This window comes from Sphingomonas jinjuensis (assembly GCF_014197105.1).
GTDB lineage: Bacteria > Pseudomonadota > Alphaproteobacteria > Sphingomonadales > Sphingomonadaceae > Sphingomonas > Sphingomonas jinjuensis.
In genome coordinates, this window is the sequence record NZ_JACIEV010000007.1 from 49502 (window position 1) to 66477 (window position 16976).

19 protein-coding genes are annotated in these 16976 nt (G+C 67.6%); 13 read left to right on the plus strand and 6 right to left on the minus strand.

What is annotated here, in order from left to right; translation table 11 throughout:
- Positions 1-86 precede the first annotated feature (86 nt).
- From parE to queE, 7 genes are all read left to right on the plus strand, one after another.
- Complete coding sequence (parE, locus tag GGQ80_RS12325; RefSeq protein ID WP_183985586.1) at positions 87-2063, plus strand: DNA topoisomerase IV subunit B; 1977 nt, start codon at positions 87-89, stop codon at positions 2061-2063.
- On the plus strand, positions 2060-2692 hold the full coding sequence (locus tag GGQ80_RS12330; protein ID WP_183985244.1) for a DUF1275 family protein: 633 nt from the start codon (positions 2060-2062) through the stop codon (positions 2690-2692). The genes parE and GGQ80_RS12330 overlap by 4 nt, the downstream gene beginning before the upstream one ends.
- A 104-nt stretch (positions 2693-2796) precedes the next feature.
- On the plus strand, positions 2797-3987 hold the full coding sequence (locus GGQ80_RS12335; protein ID WP_183985246.1) for an acetylornithine transaminase: 1191 nt from the start codon (positions 2797-2799) through the stop codon (positions 3985-3987).
- A gap of 160 nt (positions 3988-4147) precedes the next feature.
- Positions 4148-5065: an ornithine carbamoyltransferase gene (gene argF, locus GGQ80_RS12340; RefSeq protein WP_183985248.1), complete on the plus strand. Its 918-nt coding sequence runs from the start codon at positions 4148-4150 to the stop codon at positions 5063-5065.
- 172 nt (positions 5066-5237) lie between these two features.
- On the plus strand, positions 5238-6131 hold the full coding sequence (hslO, locus tag GGQ80_RS12345) for an Hsp33 family molecular chaperone HslO (RefSeq protein WP_183985250.1): 894 nt from the start codon (positions 5238-5240) through the stop codon (positions 6129-6131).
- A 289-nt stretch (positions 6132-6420) separates the two neighbouring features.
- Entirely contained in the window at positions 6421-7119 is a 699-nt protein-coding gene (gene queC / locus GGQ80_RS12350) for a 7-cyano-7-deazaguanine synthase QueC (RefSeq protein ID WP_183985252.1), read from the plus strand.
- The gene (gene queE / locus GGQ80_RS12355) at positions 7116-7748 is read left to right on the plus strand and encodes a 7-carboxy-7-deazaguanine synthase (protein ID WP_183985254.1); all 633 of its coding nucleotides are present in this window, start codon (positions 7116-7118) and stop codon (positions 7746-7748) included. Before queC ends, queE begins: the two co-directional genes overlap by 4 nt.
- A 39-nt stretch (positions 7749-7787) precedes the next feature.
- On the opposite strand, the gene GGQ80_RS12360 is transcribed toward queE, so the two are convergent.
- The 3 genes from GGQ80_RS12360 to lipB form a co-directional block, all read right to left on the minus strand.
- A complete protein-coding gene (locus GGQ80_RS12360) occupies positions 7788-8528 on the minus strand; it encodes a hypothetical protein (RefSeq protein ID WP_425506051.1) in 741 nt (246 codons plus the stop codon).
- Positions 8529-8884: 356 nt separating this feature from the next.
- Positions 8885-9151 carry a hypothetical protein gene (locus tag GGQ80_RS12365; RefSeq protein WP_183985256.1) on the minus strand — a complete coding sequence of 89 codons (267 nt, stop codon included), beginning with the start codon at positions 9149-9151 and terminating at the stop codon, positions 8885-8887.
- A 95-nt stretch (positions 9152-9246) separates the two neighbouring features.
- Positions 9247-9921, minus strand: a complete 675-nt coding sequence (gene lipB, locus GGQ80_RS12370; RefSeq protein WP_343051044.1) for a lipoyl(octanoyl) transferase LipB — start codon at positions 9919-9921, stop codon at positions 9247-9249.
- A 101-nt stretch (positions 9922-10022) separates the two neighbouring features.
- Here lipB and GGQ80_RS12375 point away from each other — a divergent pair, with 101 nt between their 5' ends.
- Complete coding sequence (locus GGQ80_RS12375) at positions 10023-10841, plus strand: DUF7847 domain-containing protein (protein WP_183985258.1); 819 nt, start codon at positions 10023-10025, stop codon at positions 10839-10841.
- Positions 10838-11581 (plus strand): YciC family protein, encoded by a 744-nt coding sequence (locus GGQ80_RS12380; protein ID WP_183985260.1) that lies wholly within the window; start codon positions 10838-10840, stop codon positions 11579-11581. Before GGQ80_RS12375 ends, GGQ80_RS12380 begins: the two co-directional genes overlap by 4 nt.
- A gap of 13 nt (positions 11582-11594) precedes the next feature.
- Here the strand turns inward: GGQ80_RS12380 and GGQ80_RS12385 are convergent, their stop codons facing one another.
- Complete coding sequence (locus GGQ80_RS12385) at positions 11595-12140, minus strand: GNAT family N-acetyltransferase (protein WP_183985590.1); 546 nt, start codon at positions 12138-12140, stop codon at positions 11595-11597.
- 76 nt (positions 12141-12216) lie between these two features.
- Positions 12217-13062: an oxygen-dependent coproporphyrinogen oxidase gene (gene hemF, locus GGQ80_RS12390; RefSeq protein ID WP_183985262.1), complete on the minus strand. Its 846-nt coding sequence runs from the start codon at positions 13060-13062 to the stop codon at positions 12217-12219.
- A gap of 87 nt (positions 13063-13149) precedes the next feature.
- Between hemF and GGQ80_RS12395 the strand changes: the two genes are divergently transcribed.
- Positions 13150-13311, plus strand: coding sequence for a hypothetical protein (locus tag GGQ80_RS12395; RefSeq protein ID WP_183985264.1), 162 nt, complete (start codon positions 13150-13152; stop codon positions 13309-13311).
- A gap of 111 nt (positions 13312-13422) precedes the next feature.
- On the opposite strand, the gene GGQ80_RS12400 is transcribed toward GGQ80_RS12395, so the two are convergent.
- The gene (locus GGQ80_RS12400) at positions 13423-13872 is read right to left on the minus strand and encodes a tRNA (cytidine(34)-2'-O)-methyltransferase (RefSeq protein WP_183985266.1); all 450 of its coding nucleotides are present in this window, start codon (positions 13870-13872) and stop codon (positions 13423-13425) included.
- Positions 13873-14063: 191 nt separating this feature from the next.
- Between GGQ80_RS12400 and petA the strand changes: the two genes are divergently transcribed.
- From petA to GGQ80_RS12415, 3 genes are read left to right on the plus strand one after another with little or no spacing between them, the layout of a single operon-like run.
- Positions 14064-14630 carry a ubiquinol-cytochrome c reductase iron-sulfur subunit gene (petA, locus tag GGQ80_RS12405; RefSeq protein WP_246347064.1) on the plus strand — a complete coding sequence of 189 codons (567 nt, stop codon included), beginning with the start codon at positions 14064-14066 and terminating at the stop codon, positions 14628-14630.
- Between the two features lie 12 nt (positions 14631-14642).
- Entirely contained in the window at positions 14643-15929 is a 1287-nt protein-coding gene (locus tag GGQ80_RS12410) for a cytochrome b (RefSeq protein WP_183985270.1), read from the plus strand.
- A 19-nt stretch (positions 15930-15948) separates the two neighbouring features.
- Complete coding sequence (locus tag GGQ80_RS12415; RefSeq protein WP_183985272.1) at positions 15949-16791, plus strand: cytochrome c1; 843 nt, start codon at positions 15949-15951, stop codon at positions 16789-16791.
- The last annotated feature ends 185 nt before the right edge of the window (positions 16792-16976 follow it).

The window sequence follows — 16976 nt, forward strand, 5'->3', positions numbered from 1 at the left end:
GAGGGGACAAGCACCTTCCCGCGTGCCGCCCGGCCCACCGACCCATGCGACTTGCCCTGACGCCGGGCGTACCCCATACGTTCGCGATGGCCGACGACCTGTTCGCATCTAACAAGCCTGCCGCCGCTTACGACGCCTCCGCGATCGAGGTGCTGGAGGGGCTCGAGCCCGTCCGCCGCCGCCCCGGCATGTACATCGGCGGGACCGACGAACGCGCGCTGCATCACCTCGCCGCCGAGGTTATCGACAATGCGATGGACGAGGCGGTGGCGGGCCATGCGACGCGGATCGAGGTGACGCTGGAGCCCGGCAACCGGCTGACCGTGGTCGACAATGGCCGAGGCATCCCGGTGGATCCGCATCCGAAGTTCCCGAACAAGTCGGCGCTAGAGGTGATCCTGTCGACGCTCCATTCGGGCGGCAAGTTCACCGGCAAGGCCTACGCGACGTCGGGCGGCCTCCACGGTGTCGGCGTGTCGGTGGTCAACGCGCTGTCGAGCGATACCGTCGTCGAGGTCGCACGCGATCGCCAGCTGTATCGCCAGCGCTTCAGCCGCGGCGAGACGCTGGGCCCGCTGGAGACGGTGGGCGCGGCGCCCAATCGCCGCGGCACCTCGGTCGCGTTCACCCCTGATACCGAGATCTTCGGGCGCGAGCTGCATTTCAAGCCGGCGCGCTTGTACCGGCTGGCGCGGTCGAAGGCGTATCTGTTCGCGGGCGTCGAGATCCGCTGGCGCTGCTTGCCCGAACTGATCACCGACGATACGCCGCCCGAGGCGGTGTTCCAGTTCCCCGGCGGCCTCGCCGACCATCTGAAGGAGCAGATCGCCGGCCGCGAATGCGCGACCGCGGATTTCTTTGCGGGCAGCCAGGAGTTTCCGGGCGAGCAGGGCCGCGTCGAATGGGCGGTCGCCTGGCCGCTGTGGAGCGACGGCAGCTACAGCTGGTATTGCAACACCATCCCCACCCCCGATGGCGGCACTCACGAGCAGGGCGTGCGCCAGGCGCTGGTCCGCGGGCTGCGTGCCTTCGGCGAGCTGGTAAACAACAAGAAGGCCAAGGAGCTGACCGCCGACGACGTGATGGTCGGCAGTGAGCTGATGCTCAGCGTCTTCATCCGCGATCCGCAATTCCAGAGCCAGACCAAGGACCGCCTCACCAGCCCGGAGGCGGCGGGGCTGGTCGAGAAGGCGGTGCGCGATCATTTCGACCATTGGCTCGGCCACAATATGGAGCGGGGCCGCGCGCTGCTGGGCTATGTCCTCGACCGGATGGACGAACGCCTGCGCCGCAAGCAGGAGCGCGAGGTCAAGCGCAAGACCGCGACCAGCGCGCGCAAGCTGCGGCTGCCGGGCAAGCTGACCGACTGTTCGAACGACGGCAACGACGGCACCGAGCTATTCATCGTCGAGGGCGACAGCGCCGGTGGATCGGCCAAGCAGGCGCGCGACCGCAAGACGCAGGCGATCCTGCCGATCCGCGGCAAGATCTTGAACGTCGCCAGCGCGACCAGCGCGAAGATCATGGCGAACCAGGAGATCGCCGACCTCGTCCTCGCGATGGGATGCGGCACGCGCAAGGACTGCCAGCCCGACAATCTGCGCTACGAGCGGATCGTCATCATGACCGACGCCGACGTCGACGGCGCGCATATCGCGACGCTGCTGATGACCTTCTTCTTCCAGGAGATGCCCGACCTGGTCCGCCGCGGGCACCTCTATCTGGCGCAGCCGCCGCTCTACCGGCTGACCAGCGGCGCGAAATCGCTCTACGCCCGCGACGATGCACACCGTGCCGAGATCGAGCGAACGGCGTTCAAGGGCAAGAAGGTCGAGGTCGCTCGCTTCAAGGGGCTGGGCGAGATGAACCCCGGCCAGCTGCGCGAGACGACGATGGACCCGGCGAGCCGCAGCCTGATCCGCATCACCCTGCCGCAGGAATATGAGGAGCGAGCGGGGGTGAAGGATCTGGTCGACCGGCTGATGGGCAACAACCCCGCGCACCGATTCGCCTTCATCCAGGAGAATGCGGCCCGTCTCGACGAGGAAGCGCTCGACGCGTGAGGCGGCACGATCGCAGGGCGTGGTGGCTGGCGACGGGGCTTGCGGTGATCGCGGGCTATGTCGATGCGATCGGCTTCCTGCACATCGGCGGCCTGTTCGTATCGTTCATGAGCGGCAATTCCACCCGGCTGAGCGTCGCGGCGGCGGCGGGGCAAGCGACCGCCCTGGTCGCCGCCGCGTTGATCGCGAGCTTCGTCGCGGGCGTGATCCTGGGCGCCTTCGTCGCGATGGCGGCGGGCACGTGGCGCAAGCCGGTGGTGATCGTCACGCTCGCGGCGCTGCTCGCCGCCGCCGCGCTCGCCGAGCCGCATGACGCCGCGGTGTATCTCATGGCGGCGGCGATGGGCAGCGCCAATGCGGTGTTCCAGCAGCGCGGCGAGGTGAGCATCGGCGTGACGTACATGACCGGCACGCTGGTGAAGTTCGGCCAGCACCTCGCCGCCGCGTTCGCCCGCCGCGGCCCCGCGTTCGCTTGGGCGCCGTACCTGTTGCTGTGGTGCGGCCTGATCGCCGGCGCGTTCGCGGGCGCCGTCAGCTACCCCCTGCTCGCCGCCGCGGCGCTGTGGATCGCAGTGGCGGCGGCGCTGCTGCTGGCCGCGGTCGCAGTGCGAATGGGGCCGGTCGGGTGAGCGGCGCCGCGTCATGGTGTTGCACCCCCGTCGCCACGCTCGTATGTAGCGCGGCGGGCGACCCATCCCGGGTCGCCCTTGCTGTTTGAAGAGGAGCCCGTCCCGTGGCCACACCCGCACTGATGCCCGTCTACCCGCGCAGCGCGGTGCGGCCGGTGCGAGGCGAGGGAATGTATCTCTTCGGCGAGGACGGCACCCAGTATCTCGACATGGCCGGCGGCATCGCGGTCAACGCGCTTGGCCATGGCCATCCCGTGCTGGTAAAGGCGATCGCGGAGCAGGCGGCGACGCTGATGCACGTGTCGAACCTGTACGGCAGTCCACACCAGGAGCGGGTCGCCGAGCAGCTTGTCGCCAAGACCTTCGCCGACACGGTGTTCTTCACCAATTCGGGCGCGGAAGCCGTGGAGTGCGCGATCAAGACCGCGCGCCGCTATCACCACGCCAACGGCAACCCGCAGCGGCACACGCTCATCACCTTCAACAATGCCTTCCACGGCCGCACGCTGGGCGCGATCTCGGCGACCAACCAGCCGAAGATGCGCGACGGGTTCGAGCCGCTGCTGCCGGGGTTCAAATACGCAGCCTTCAACGATCTCGACGCGGCGCTGGCGCTGGTCGACGACAATACCGCGGGCTTCCTGGTCGAACCGATCCAGGGCGAGGGCGGCGTGTCGGTGGCGACCGACGCGTTCCTGAAGGGGCTGCGCAAGGCATGCGACGAGCATGGCCTGCTGCTGGTGCTCGACGAGGTGCAGGCAGGCTATGGCCGCACCGGCACGTTCTTCGCGCACGAGCATTACGGCATCACGCCCGACATCATGGCGGTGGCCAAGGGCATCGGCGGCGGCTTTCCGCTCGGCGCGTGCCTGGCGACCGAGGAAGCGGCCAAGGGCATGGTGATCGGCACCCATGGCTCGACCTATGGCGGCAATCCGCTGGCGATGGCGGCGGCGGAAGCGGTGCTCGAGGTGATGGGCGAGGACGGTTTCCTCGAACATGTCACGCAGATGGGCGAGCGGCTGCGCGGCGCGCTGGAGCAGATGATCCCCAACCACGACCATCTGTTCGAGGAAGTGCGCGGTCGCGGGCTGATGCTCGGCCTGAAGCTGAAGAGCGACAGCCGCCGCTTCGTCGCCTTCCTGCGCGACGAGCATCAGCTGCTGACGGTCGCGGCGGGCGAGAATGTCGTCCGGCTGCTGCCGCCGCTGATCATCGACGAGAACCATATTGCCGAGTGCATCGAAAAGCTCAGCGCCGCGGCGCGGGTCTATGTGCCGGCGGCGGATGATTGATTGAATGACGCTTAAACCTCCCCGGCACGGGGAGGGGGACCGCTCGGCGCCAGCCGAGTGGTGGAGGGGCAGCCCCAAGCACCGTCGCTCGTGGCTGCCCCTCCACCATGCTGGCGCATGGTCCCCCTCCCCGTGCCGGGGAGGTACAGGGGGCTGACGAATGCGCGATTTCCTGAATCTCTCCGATGCCGGCGCCGACGGCATTGCCGCGATCCTGGCCGATGCGCTCGATCGCAAGGCTGCCCGCCTCGGCTGGGCGCGCGGCAAGGTCGACGCCGATGCGCCGCTCGACGGCCATCTGCTGGCGATGATCTTCGAGAAGAACTCGACGCGCACGCGCTTCTCGTTCGACGTCGCGATGCGCCAGCTCGGCGGCATGCCGATCGTCGCCGATGCGGGGACGATGCAGCTCGGCCGAGGCGAGCCGATCAGCGACACCGCGCGCGTGCTCGACGGCTATGTCGACGCGATCATGATCCGCACCGACGATCACGCCAAGGTGATCGAGATGGCCGAGCATGCCGCCATCCCCGTCATCAACGGCCTGACCGATGCCTCGCACCCGTGCCAGATCATGGCGGATATGCTGACGATCCTGGAAACGGGCCGCTCGCTGCCCGGGCTGAAGGTCGCGTGGCTGGGCGACGGCAACAACGTGCTCGCCTCGCTGATGGAGGCGGGCGGGCTGATGCAGTTCGACGTCGTCGCCGCCTGTCCGCAGGGCTATCAGCCGAGCGAGAGCGACCTCGCGCTGGGCCAGGGCCGCGCCCGCTGCGTCGCGCGTGCCGAGGAAGCGGTGGAGGGGGCCGACATCGTCGTCACCGATACCTGGATCTCGATGGGTCAGGCGCATGCCGACACGAAGCTGGCGGCGATGATGCCCTATCAGGTCGATGCCGCGCTGATGGCGCGGGCGAAGCCCGACGCGCATTTCCTCCACTGCCTACCCGCGCACCGCGGCGAAGAGGTGACGGCGGCGGTGATCGACGGCCCGCAGTCGCTGATCTGGGCGGAGGCGGAGAACCGCCTCCACGCGCAGAAGTCGATCCTGCGCTGGTGCTTCGGACAGATCGGCTGAACAGTTGATCCCGGCGTCTGCGGCTCCCAGATAAGCGCGACGCCAATCCATCCCCGTCATGCCGAACTTGGTACGGCATCTCCCTCCACCGGCAATGTCGCGCATGAGGCACGAGATGCTGGAACGAGTTCAGCATGACGGATGATGGCTTGGGCGGCCAATCGGAGACCCCATGACGACGACCCCCGACACCGACCGAGCGATCGGCTTCACCATTCCCGGCCGTCATGCGCGCGGGCGGATGGTGAGGCTCGGGCCGGCGCTGGGCGAGGTGCTGGCGGCGCACGCCTATCCCCCGGCGATCGAGGCGCTGCTGGGCGAGGCGCTGACGCTGGTCGCGCTGATCGGATCGACATTGAAGGATCCCGCCGGCCAGCTGACGATGCAGTCGCGCACCGAAACCGGCGTCGTGACGCTGCTCGTGTGCGATTATCGCGGCGGCGAGGTGCGCGGCTATGTCGAATATGATGCCGACCGGCTGGCGGCGCTGCCCGAGCAGCCGACGCTCTTCGCGCTGTTCGGGCAGGGATATCTCGCGATCACCTTCGACCTAGCGACCACCGGTGAGCGCTATCAGGGGATCGTGCCGCTCGACGGCGACACGCTGGCCGCGGCGGCGGAGAGCTATTTTATCCAGTCGGAGCAGATTCCGACGATCGTTCGCGTCGGCCTCGGTCGCGATGCCACCGGCGCGCCGATCGCGGGTGGCCTGTTCCTCCAGCATCTGCCGGAGGGCGAGGAGGGGCGCGAGCGACTCCACACCAAGCTCGATCACCCGGAATGGGAGCATGTCGCGGCGCTCGGCGGCACGATGGGCGCCGACGAGCTCGCCGATGCGGCGGTGCCGCTCGAGACGCTGATCTGGCGGTTGTTCAACGAGGAAGAGAACGTGCGCACCCTCGGCGAGACGCGCATCTCGCGCGGCTGCCGCTGCACGCCCGAGCATATCGCGGCGGTGCTGTCGCGCTTTCCCGCCGAGGATCGCGCGGCGATGGCGAACGAGGACGGCGTCATTATGGTCGACTGCCATTTCTGCGCGACCCAGTTTCCGGTGCCGGCGGCGTGAGCGCCAATCGCGCCAACCCGTTATGCTGAACTCGTTTCAGCATCTCTTCGAGGCGAACGGCAGCCCGTGCCACGAGGAGACCCTGAACCAGGTTCAGGGTGACGAGGGTGTTGGGGCAGCAAATGCCGCGAGCCTGCTAACCCGATGTTAACCCTCTCGTCCTAAACAGAAATCCGTGCAGAGTTCAGCACGCGTTTCTCCCTTGTGAGCCCTAGGCTCAACTCGAAAGGGCCGCCTTCAGCAGCGGCCCTTTCTTTTTGCCCGGCGAAGGCCTAGCTCGCGCCGCATCATGGCAAATCAACCTTTGGCCGTCGCGCTCGTCTCGGGCGGACTCGACTCGATGGTTTCCGCCGCGTCCGCGCGCGAGGCGGGCTATCGGCTGCTCGCGCTGTCGATCGACTATAACCAGCGACATCGCATCGAGCTGGACGCCGCTGCCCACGTCGCCTCGGCGCTGGGCGCGGAGCGGCATATCGTGCTGCCGATGGACCTGTCGCAGTTCGGCGGATCGGCGCTGACCGCCGATATCGACGTGCCCAAGGACGGCGTCGGCACCGAGGACGGCGGCGGCATTCCGATCACCTATGTGCCGGCGCGCAACACGATCTTTCTCAGCCTCGCGCTCGGCTGGGCGGAAGCGGCGGGCGCGCGCGACCTGTTCATCGGCGTCAATGCGCTCGACTATTCGGGTTACCCGGACTGCCGCCCCGAATTCATTTCGGCGTTCGAGGGGCTGGCCGAACTGGCGACGAGGGCGGGGGTCGAGGGCGAGCCGTTCCGCATCCGTGCCCCGCTCCAGCACATGACCAAGGCCGACATCGTGCGCGAAGGCGCGCGGCTGGGGCTCGACATGGGGCTCAGCTGGTCGTGCTACGATCCGACCCCGACGGGCGAGCATTGCGGGCTGTGCGACAGCTGCCGCCTGCGCATGAAGGGGTTCGAGGAAGCGGGCGTGCCCGATCCCACCCGGTACGCGACGCGGCCGTGAGCTACGCGGTCAAGGAAATCTTCCTGACGTTGCAGGGCGAAGGCGCCAATGCCGGCGCCCGCGCGGTGTTCCTGCGCTTTGCCGGCTGCAACCTGTGGTCGGGGCGCGAGCAGGATCGGGCCAGCGCGATCTGCCGCTTCTGCGATACCGATTTCGTCGGCACCGATGGGATCGGCGGCGGCAGATTTGCCGATGCCGATGCGCTGGCGAATGCAGTGGCCGGGCATTGGGGCGAGGGGGCGAGGGACCGGCTGGTCGTCGTCACCGGCGGCGAGCCGATGCTCCAGCTCGACGATGCGCTGGTCGATGCGTTGCACGCCCGGGGCTTTCGCATCGCGATGGAGAGTAACGGCACGCTACCCGCGCATCCCGGTGTCGACTGGCTGTGCGTCAGCCCCAAGGCCGGGAGCGAGGTGGTGCAGCGCACCGGGCACGAGCTGAAGCTGGTCTGGCCGCAGGCGGGGATCGATCTCGACGAGTTGGAGCGCTGGGACTTCGTGCACCGGCTGATCCAGCCGCTCGACGATGCCGCAGGTCAGGCGAACGTCGAGGCGGCGATCGACCTGGTCATGGCGCGGCCGGTGTGGCGGCTGTCGCTGCAGACGCACAAGCTGCTGGGCTTGCGGTAAAGAGTAGGCCCCTCCCTGCGAGGGAGGGGCCATGGACGATCAGCGCGATGCTACCGTCGCGGCGGTGGCGACCGTGGCGTTGGCGGCCGACAGCGGCGCCAGGCGTGGCCAGTTGGGGTCGCCGCACTTCTTGGTGACCCACTCGCCCTTCTTGTTCCAGCAGATCGCATCGAGCCGTGGCGTCGCGATGACCTGGTCGCGCTCGAGATAGCGGGCGAAGCGCTGCTCGCCATATGGGACCAGGCTGTTGCGCAACTCGCGGATGCGATTCATCGCCAGCGCCGAGAAGGTGCCGCGCGGCGCGAACAGCGCCTCGCGGCCGATGCCCGCGGCGGTCTGGCAGAAGTTGTACTGCGCGCCGACCGTCGAGAAATTCGAATAGAGCCGCGTGCCGAACTGGTCGAGCTGCTGCTGACCTTCCTTCTTGGTCTTCGCAGTGCGCGCGAAATATTTTGAGATGGTGTCGAACGAGCCCTTCAGCTCGGCATTGTGATCGCGCAGGATCGCGTTGTAATTGTCGACCGTCAGCAGCGTCGGTTCGAACTGGCACTGCAACGCCGCCACGTTGAGCGCGGCGCGCAGGTTCCACGCCATCGCCGCGCGCAACTCCTCAGGCGTCGCGCCGGGCAATACCTGGCCAAGTCCGGCCTCGTCACCGCGCACCGCCGTGCCGCTGAAGTCCTTGGACTTGAAATAGAATTGCGCGCTTGCGGGCGTCGTCCACGCCACGCAGGCCGCCATCGCAGCGCTCAACCCTAGCGCCGTACGCATCCGGGACATCGTCGTAAGCTCCCCAAAACCCTGTGCGAAGCGGAATCTACAGGATTTTCGACTCGCGCCCAAGGGGCAATGCCGTGGTTAATCGGCCACAACGGCCCGATTGCGTCGAACCGTTGGTCGCGGGCGGAACGACTTGCCCATTATTCCCCATGCACTCCGTCATCCCGGCCTTGCGCCGGGATCCATGCGGCGGCGAGCGGCTGGCCACCCAATCGGGGACAATCGCCCGCGGCACGCCCAATCCCGGCTCAAGGCCGGGATGACGAAGGAGGTCGGGGAGATGCGCCCCCCAAACGCAAAAGGGCCGCCCGGTTGCCCGGACGGCCCCTTCGTCATCAATCCCTTGGCGGGAAAGATTACATGTTGGTCGTGGTCGACATCGACTCGTTCGACATCATCGTGGTGTCGTTCGACATCATGCCGTCGTTGGCCATCATGCCACCGTTCATGCCACCGTCGACGGCGGTCATGTTGTCCGACATGGTGCCCATGTCAGTGGTGTTCATGTCGGTGACCATCGTGTTGTCGGTCGTGGTCTCGGTCTTCGGACCGCAAGCCGAAACGGCCAGCGCGGCGCCGGCGATGAGCGAGCCGGTCAGAACCTTGGAGATGATTGCACGCATGTTGGAAGCTCCCTTGAAAGGCGGATTTGGACGGCTTGACGGCCCTTTGTTAATACCCAAATCGACGTGGACATTAATCGCTATACGCTTGGCCCTCAAGCCTCGTTTTCTCGGCTGAAAGAAAGAGTTTCGAGGAAAGCCGTGGCCGTCAACGCCAGCGCCGCGTCAAAGGTTGCAAGCTCGTCGCCAACCCCCAGCATATCCAGGCTCGTAACCGGGTAATCGGGCAAGCCGCAGGGAACGATGCCGCCGAAGTGGCTGAGATCGGGGGCGACGTTGACCGCGAAGCCGTGCAGCGTGATCCAGCGTTTCACGCGCACGCCGATCGCACCGACCTTTGCCTCCGGGCCGCCCGCCGTCGTCCAGATGCCGACGCGGCCATCGACGCTGTACGCAGGAACGCCCAGTCGCGCGAGCGCGGCGATCACCCAATCCTCGACACCGTGGACGAAGGCCCGGACGTCGCGCCCGCGCTTGTTGAGGTCGAGCACCAGATACACCACCCGCTGGCCCGGCCCGTGATAGGTGTAACGGCCGCCGCGCCCCGCCGGCACCACGGGAAAGCGCGGGTCGATGAGTTCGGCGGGATCGGCGCTGGTCCCCGCGGTATAGACGGGGGGATGCTCCAGCAGCCAGATCAGCTCGCGCGCCTCGCCCCTCGAAACCGCGGCGGCGCGCGACTCCATCTCGGCCAGGGCATCGTCATAGGGGGTAAGCCCGGCGGATACTCGCCATTCGATGTCGGGCAGGTCGGGCAGCGGTGTCGTCACCCGCCGCGCCTACGCCCCTGCGCCCGCCGCTGGCAAGCGGTGGCCAAAGCCGGCGGCGTCGGCTAGCACCCTGGCGAAACAACGGGGCAGGACGGCGTCGCATGGTGAAGATGGGGACGATCTGGGAACGCACGACCGAGGTGCTGAGCGGCCGGGCGGGGATGCTGTTCGGCATCGCCGCGCTGACCCTGGTACTGCCGGCGGTCGTTCGGTTGCTGGTGGCGATGACGCTGCCGACGACGACGCCGCTCGGCGCGATCGTCGGCTTCGTCCTGGCGCTGGCGGTTGGCCTGATCTCGCTGTGGGGCCAGCTGACGATCATCGCCGCGTCGAGCGATCCGTCGATCGATGCCCCCGCCGGCTATCGCCTGGCCGCCGCGCGCCTGCCGACGGCGCTGGGGGTGACGATCCTGCTGTCGATCGCGGCGTTCGTCCTGATGATTCCGCTCATCGTCGCGCTGGTGGCGGCGCATGTCGATGTGACGACGCTGAACAATGCCACGCAGATCAGCAACGTGCCCCCCGGCATCGCCACTTTCGCCAGCCTCTACATCATCGTGCTGCTGATCGTCTTCCTGACCGCGGCGGCGCGGCTGACGGTGCTGAACCCGGTCGTGCTTCACGAGCGGCTGGGGCTCGGGGCGATCAAGCGCAGCTGGCAGCTGACGCGCGGGCTGATGTGGCGCATCCTGGGCGTGCTGGTGCTGTTCATCGTCGTCGCGGCGATCGCGGGCATGGCGCTGCAGCTGGTGGTCGGAACGCTGACGGCGCTCGCCTTCGGGCGCGACGCGGTGGCCACGGTATTGCTGGTGACGAGCATCGCCAGTTCGCTCCTGTCGGCGGTGTTCACCGTGATCGCGCTCGCCTTCACCGCGCAGCTCTACGTCGCGCTGGCGGGACCGCCCCAGCGGCGACCATGAGGATCGACTTCGCCGGCATCGTCCGCGACGCCTGGGCCATCGCGAAGGGCGACGGCGACCTGCTGCTGCGGGTCGCCGCGCCGTTCCTGTTCCTGCCCGCCTTCGCGCTGACGCTGCTGGTGCCGGCGATGCCGTTCCCCGATCCCGACATCGCCGATGCGCAGGCGCGCGCCGATGCGTGGATGACGGCGCTGCGCGGCTGGGTCGACGGCTATGGCATCGGTTTCGTCGCTGCCTATGCCACGGTCTATTTCGGGGTGGCGACGATCGTCGCGCTCTATTGCGATCCGCAGCGGCCGACGGTCGGCGGCGCGCTGGCGCGGGCGGCGCGGCTATATCCGCGCTTCCTGCTGGCGATGACGCTGATCGCGATCCCCGCGGGGGCGGGAATGTGGCTGTTCGTGATCCCCGGCCTGTACGTCGTGGGCCGCACGCTGGTGATCGGCCCGGTGCTACTCGCTGAGGCGCCGATCGGCGCGTGGCGCGGCATCCGCCGGTCGCTGGCGCTGACCCGCGGTAGCGGCGTGACGCTGCTCGGCCTTGCCGCCTTTGCCTATCTCGCCGGTTTCCTGGCCGGCCAGCCGTTCCTGCTCATCGACAGCTGGCTGCGCGCGCAGGAGGGCGGCGCCAATCCGATCGTCCTGGCCCTCGTCGATGCCGCCGCCGCGGTCGTCGCGATGGTGGCGCAGCTGATGCTGGCGCTGTTCAGCGTCGCGGCCTACCGCCGGCTGGCGAGATAGGGCCAGCCGCCGGTCAGGCGGCACCTCGCCGCGAGGCGAGATAGGGAATCTGCGGCGCCGTCTCGATCGGCAGCAACCCCAGCGCGCGCGGATCGGGAAAGGTCTCCACCGTCCGCCGGATCGCCACAAATCCCTGCGCCCGGTAGAAGCCGAGCGCGCGCGGATGATCGAGCGTACAGGTATCGACCACGACCCGCACCACGCCCGGCCGCCACACCCGCGCCATCGCCTCCGCCATCAGCCAGCGGCCATGGCCCTGACCGGCAAGCTCGGGCACCAGCCCGAAATAGGCGATCCGTGCGGTATCGCCGCCGCTCAGGTCGAGCTCGAGCATCCCCACCTCGATCCCGGCACGATCGACGACGGCATAGACCTCGACCCCCGAAAGGCCGATCGTCGCCGCCAGCGTCGCGTCGCTCATCGCCAGGCGCGAATACCACAGCCAGGGGGCGCCGACGCGCCGGAACAGCGCCCGATATCCGTCGACCGCGGGCGCCTGCCACCGCACCAGCCGCAGCGGCGACGTCGGCATCGGCCGGAGCGGCGGCCGCGCCGTCATCTCCAGCGTCGTCACCACCGTCGCCAGCTGGTCGGCGGGGACGGGAGTCAGGCTGCCGCTCTTCACGACCCAGCGCTCACGACCATGTCGCCACCGGCGGCAGGCTCATCAGGATCGCGTCGACGTTACCGCCGGTCTTCAGCCCGAACAGCGTCCCGCGGTCGTAGACCAGGTTGAATTCGGCATAGCGGCCGCGCCACTCGTTGCGCCGAGCGATGTCGGCTTCGGTGAAGGGCGCCTCCATCCGCCGCCGGACGATCGCTGGGTACACGTCGAGGAACGCCTCGCCGACGGCACGGGTGAAGGCGAAGCTCGCGTCGAAATCGCCCTCGACATGATCGTAGAAGATCCCGCCCACGCCGCGGTGGACGCCGCGATGCGGGATGTAGAAATAATCGTCCGCCCATTGCTTGAAGCGGGGATAGTCGCCGACGCCGGGATGGGCGTCGCAGGCGGCGGCGAGCGCGGCGTGGAAGTCGGCGGTGTCCTCGTCGACCGGGATCGGCGGGTTCAGGTCGGCGCCGCCGCCGAACCATTGTTTCGTCGTGCGCAGGAAGCGCGTGTTCATGTGGACCGCGGGCACATGCGGATTGGCCATGTGCGCGACCAGGCTGATCCCGGTGGCGAAGAAGCGCGGGTCCTCGCCGGCGCCGTGGATCGTCTTGCCGAATTCACTCTCGAACGTGCCGCCCACGGTCGAGACGTTGACGCCGACCTTTTCGAACACGCGCCCCTTCATCACCCCGCGCACGCCGCCGCCGCCGGGTTCGCCCGACGGGTCGGTGCGATCCCAGGCGATATAGTCGAAGCCGGCGTCGGAACCCGCCTCGCGCTCGATCGCCTCGAACGCGGCGCAGATGCGGGTGCGCAAGCCCTCGAACCAGGTGCGGGCGGCGGTCTGTTCGGCGTCGAGCGTCAGCATGTGCCGGCCTTAGCGGCAGGGCTGCGGCAAAGTCGAGGCAACTGGCGGCTCGTCTCGCGGGTTGAGAGCGATATCGAGGAGACGGACATGACCAAGCAGTCCAACAAGCCCGGCGGCGACTTTCGCGACGACGGCAAAGTGCGCGACGCCGGCGACGAGCAGGCGGTGAAGAATCAGGGCCAGGTGAAACCGGAGGACTATCCCGATCCCGCCAGCGGCGACCTGGTGACGGGCACGATGAAGGAATAAGATCTCAGCCAACAGCCGTCATGCCGAACTCGTTTCGGCATCTCGTCGTATCGAAGGTCCATCTTACGCGAAGATGCTGAAGCAAGTTCAGCATGACGGTTCGGGGCGGTGTTAGCCCGGCCACCCGCCCGTCTGCCGCAGCGCCTCCGCCGCGACGATTCCGGCCGACACCGACAGGTTCATCGACCGCACGCCCGGTGCCATCGGAATCACCACGCGCGCATCGGCGCGGGCGTGGACCTCCTCCGGCACCCCGGCGCTCTCGCGCCCGAACAGCAATACGTCGTCCGCGCCGAAGGCAAAGTCGTGCAGCGGCGTCGCCCCGCGGGTCGTCAGCAGGACGAGGCGCCCCGCCAGCCGGTCGACGAAGGCATCCCAGTCGCCATGCCGGGTCACCGCGACATGGTCGATATAGTCCATCGCCGCGCGCGCCACACGCTTGTCATCCCACTGGAAACCCATCGGCTCGATCAGGTCGAGGCCGATGCCGAGACATGCCGCGGTGCGCATCACCGCGCCGACATTGCCGGCGATATCGGGTTGGTAGAGCGCTATCCGCATCGCATTGCCTGGTCCTTGGGCAGCTTCGAGCCCAAAATGCTGTTGGCAAAGCGTGTCGCCAATGTCTATCAGGCCCAAGCCCGTACGTGGGGACGGACGGGGATGGTGGGGATGATCCGGCGCTTTGCGAAGCGGCGAACCCGCCAGTCTGAAGGGTTTAAGGGTTCTAGCGAATGGCGACTGTCGACGACATGGTTCCTCCCGGCGAAGATCCGGCGCCCTATCACGAGCATGTCGACGACCCCCGCCGTCGTGATTTCATCAATATCGCCGCGGTCTCGTTCGCCGGGGTCGGCGCGGTCGCGATCGTGCTGCCGCTGATCAACCAGATGAACCCGTCCGCCGACGTGCTCGCGGCGTCGACCACCGAGGTCGACGTGTCGAAGATCGCGTCGGGTCAGGCGATCAAGACCAGCTTCCGCAAGCAGCCGCTGTTCGTGCGCAACCTGACGCCGAAGGAGATCGCCGAGGCGAATGCCGTCGACGTCGGCTCGCTGCGCGACCCGCAGACGCTGGCCGAGCGGACCAAGCCCGGCAAGGAAAACTGGCTGATCACGCTCGGCGTGTGCACCCACCTGGGCTGCGTGCCGCTGGGCGCGGGCGAGGGCGAGAACAAGGGCCCGTTCGGCGGCTATTTCTGCCCGTGCCACGGCTCGGCGTACGACACCGCGGCGCGTATCCGCCAGGGGCCGGCACCGAAGAACCTGGTGGTGCCCGATTATAATTTCACGTCTGACACGACCGTCCTGGTCGGCTGAGGTAGCGACACGATGAGCTTTCCCTGGGCCAAGCACTATGAGCCTAAGCAGCCGCTGATGCGGTGGCTCGACGAGAAGCTGCCGCTGCCGCGCCTCGTCTACAACGCGGTCGGCGCCGGCTATCCGGTGCCGCGCAACCTCAACTATTTCTGGAACTTCGGCGTGCTCGCCGGGCTCGCGCTGGCGGTGCAGATCATCACCGGCGTCACGCTGGCGATGCACTATGCCGCCAACGCCGGGGTCGCGTTCAGCTCGGTCGAGAGCATCATGCGCGACGTCAACGCCGGCTGGTTCCTGCGCTATGCGCACGCCAACGGCGCGTCGATGTTCCTGCTCGTCGTCTATATCCACATCGGCCGTGGCCTCTATTACGGCTCGTACAAGGCGCCGCGCGAGATGGTGTGGCTGCTCGGCGTGGTCATTTTCCTGCTGATGATGGCGACGGCCTTCATGGGCTACGTGCTGCCGTGGGGGCAGATGAGCTTCTGGGGCGCGCAGGTCATCACCGGCTTCTTCTCGGCGATCCCGGTCGTCGGCGAGACGATCCGCGTCTGGCTGCTGGGCGGTTTTGCGCCGGATAACGCCGCGCTGAACCGCTTCTTCTCACTCCACTATCTGCTGCCGTTCGTGATCGCGGGCGTCATCATCCTCCACATCTGGGCGCTCCATATTCCCGGTTCGAACAACCCGACCGGCGTCGACGTGAAGGGTGAGCAGGACACGGTGCCGTTCCACCCCTATTACACCGCCAAGGACGGCGTCGGCGTCGGCGTGTTCATGCTGGTGTTCGCGGCGCTGATCTTCTTCTCGCCGAACCTGCTGGGCCACCCGGACAATTACATCGAGGCGAACCCGCTCTCGACGCCCGCGCACATCGTGCCCGAATGGTATTTCCTGCCGTTCTACGCGATCCTGAAGAGCTTCACCGCCGACTTCATCCTGCCGGCGAAGCTGTGGGGCGTGCTGGCGATGTTCGGCTCGATCCTGCTATTGTTCTTCCTGCCGTGGCTCGACTCGTCGCCGGTGCGCTCGGCCAACTATCGGCCCAAATATCGCCTGTTCCTGGGCGTTCTGCTGCTCGACGTGCTCGTGCTGGGCTATGTCGGCGGTGCGGAAGCGAACGCGCGCAACGTGATCCTGGGGCAGATCGCCTCGGCCTATTACTTCGCGCACTTCCTCATCATTCTGCCGTGGGTGGCCCGCTCCGAGCGACCGCGCCCGCTGCCCAATTCGATCACCGAGGCGGTTCTGGCCAAACATGGCGGCACCAGCCTCGCGCACAGCGCCGTGACGGCCTGACGGGGGACATAGAAGTCATATGGTTCGGGCAATCTCATCCCTCATCGGTGCGGCCTTCGTATTCGTCCTCGCGATCGCGCTGTTCGGCACGGTCAAGACGGCGGTCGAAGAGCCGGCGGCCGAAAGCGCGGAGCACGTCTTCCATCTCGGCCCGCGCGAGGCCGACCTGCCGTCGGCCGGGCTCGCCGGCAAGTTCGACAACCGCCAGGTCCAGCGCGGCTTCCAAGTTTACAAGGAAGTGTGCGCCGCCTGCCACTCGCTGAAGTACGTCCACTTCCGCGATCTCACCAAGATCGGCTATGCCGAGGCCGAGGTGAAGGCGATTGCCAACCAGTGGGTGATCGAGCAGCCGTCGATCAACCCGGAAACGGGCGAGGCGGCGACGCGCAAGAACGCGCCGTCGGATCCGTTCCCGTCGCCGTTCATCAACGAGATCGCGGCGCGTGCCGCCAACAACAATGCGCTGCCGCCTGACCTGTCGCTGATGACCAAGGCGCGTCACGACGGCCCGGATTATGTCTATTCGCTCATCACCGGCTACCAGAACCAGCCCGCCAGGCTGCTGAAGGAGTTCCCGGGCGCCAAGACGCCGGCCGGGCTGCACTACAATCCGTATTTCGCCAATCTCAACATCGCGATGCCGCCGCCGCTGACCGCGGACGGCCAGGTGACCTATGCGGACGGCACCAAGGCGACCAAGGACCAGATGGCGCGCGACGTCGCCGCCTTCCTGACCTGGACCGCGGAGCCGAACCTCGAGGCGCGCCACGCGGCGGGCCTTGCGGCGCTGATCTTCATCGGCATCTTCTGCTTCCTCGCCTGGGGCGCCTATCAGAACGTCTGGCGCGACGTGAAGCATTGAGGTTCGGCCCGACGGCCTGACTGAACAACAAAACGGGCGGGGAGCGATCCCCGCCCGTTTTGTTGTGGGGCTGCCTGCCGCATAAAGGCCGTCATGCTGAACGTGTTTCGCATCTCTTCGTGGCAAGGCCAGTCGCCGCCCCCGAGGAGACCCTGAAACGGGTTCAGGGTGACGGGGGCGGGGTG

What these genes read in the sequence shown, in the direction of transcription:
- parE (WP_183985586.1), top strand. Translation starts at nt 87, where the DNA reads ATGGCCGACGACCTGTTCGCATCTAACAAGCCTGCCGCCGCTTACGAC.
- argF (WP_183985248.1), top strand. Translation starts at nt 4,148, where the DNA reads ATGCGCGATTTCCTGAATCTCTCCGATGCCGGCGCCGACGGCATTGCC.
- hslO (WP_183985250.1), top strand. Translation starts at nt 5,238, where the DNA reads ATGACGACGACCCCCGACACCGACCGAGCGATCGGCTTCACCATTCCC.
- queC (WP_183985252.1), top strand. Translation starts at nt 6,421, where the DNA reads ATGGCAAATCAACCTTTGGCCGTCGCGCTCGTCTCGGGCGGACTCGAC.
- GGQ80_RS12360 (WP_425506051.1), bottom strand. Translation starts at nt 8,528, where the DNA reads ATGTCCCGGATGCGTACGGCGCTAGGGTTGAGCGCTGCGATGGCGGCC.
- GGQ80_RS12365 (WP_183985256.1), bottom strand. Translation starts at nt 9,151, where the DNA reads ATGCGTGCAATCATCTCCAAGGTTCTGACCGGCTCGCTCATCGCCGGC.
- GGQ80_RS12375 (WP_183985258.1), top strand. Translation starts at nt 10,023, where the DNA reads ATGGTGAAGATGGGGACGATCTGGGAACGCACGACCGAGGTGCTGAGC.
- GGQ80_RS12380 (WP_183985260.1), top strand. Translation starts at nt 10,838, where the DNA reads ATGAGGATCGACTTCGCCGGCATCGTCCGCGACGCCTGGGCCATCGCG.
- GGQ80_RS12385 (WP_183985590.1), bottom strand. Translation starts at nt 12,140, where the DNA reads ATGACGGCGCGGCCGCCGCTCCGGCCGATGCCGACGTCGCCGCTGCGG.
- hemF (WP_183985262.1), bottom strand. Translation starts at nt 13,062, where the DNA reads ATGCTGACGCTCGACGCCGAACAGACCGCCGCCCGCACCTGGTTCGAG.
- GGQ80_RS12395 (WP_183985264.1), top strand. Translation starts at nt 13,150, where the DNA reads ATGACCAAGCAGTCCAACAAGCCCGGCGGCGACTTTCGCGACGACGGC.
- GGQ80_RS12400 (WP_183985266.1), bottom strand. Translation starts at nt 13,872, where the DNA reads ATGCGGATAGCGCTCTACCAACCCGATATCGCCGGCAATGTCGGCGCG.
- petA (WP_246347064.1), top strand. Translation starts at nt 14,064, where the DNA reads ATGGTTCCTCCCGGCGAAGATCCGGCGCCCTATCACGAGCATGTCGAC.
- GGQ80_RS12410 (WP_183985270.1), top strand. Translation starts at nt 14,643, where the DNA reads ATGAGCTTTCCCTGGGCCAAGCACTATGAGCCTAAGCAGCCGCTGATG.
- GGQ80_RS12415 (WP_183985272.1), top strand. Translation starts at nt 15,949, where the DNA reads ATGGTTCGGGCAATCTCATCCCTCATCGGTGCGGCCTTCGTATTCGTC.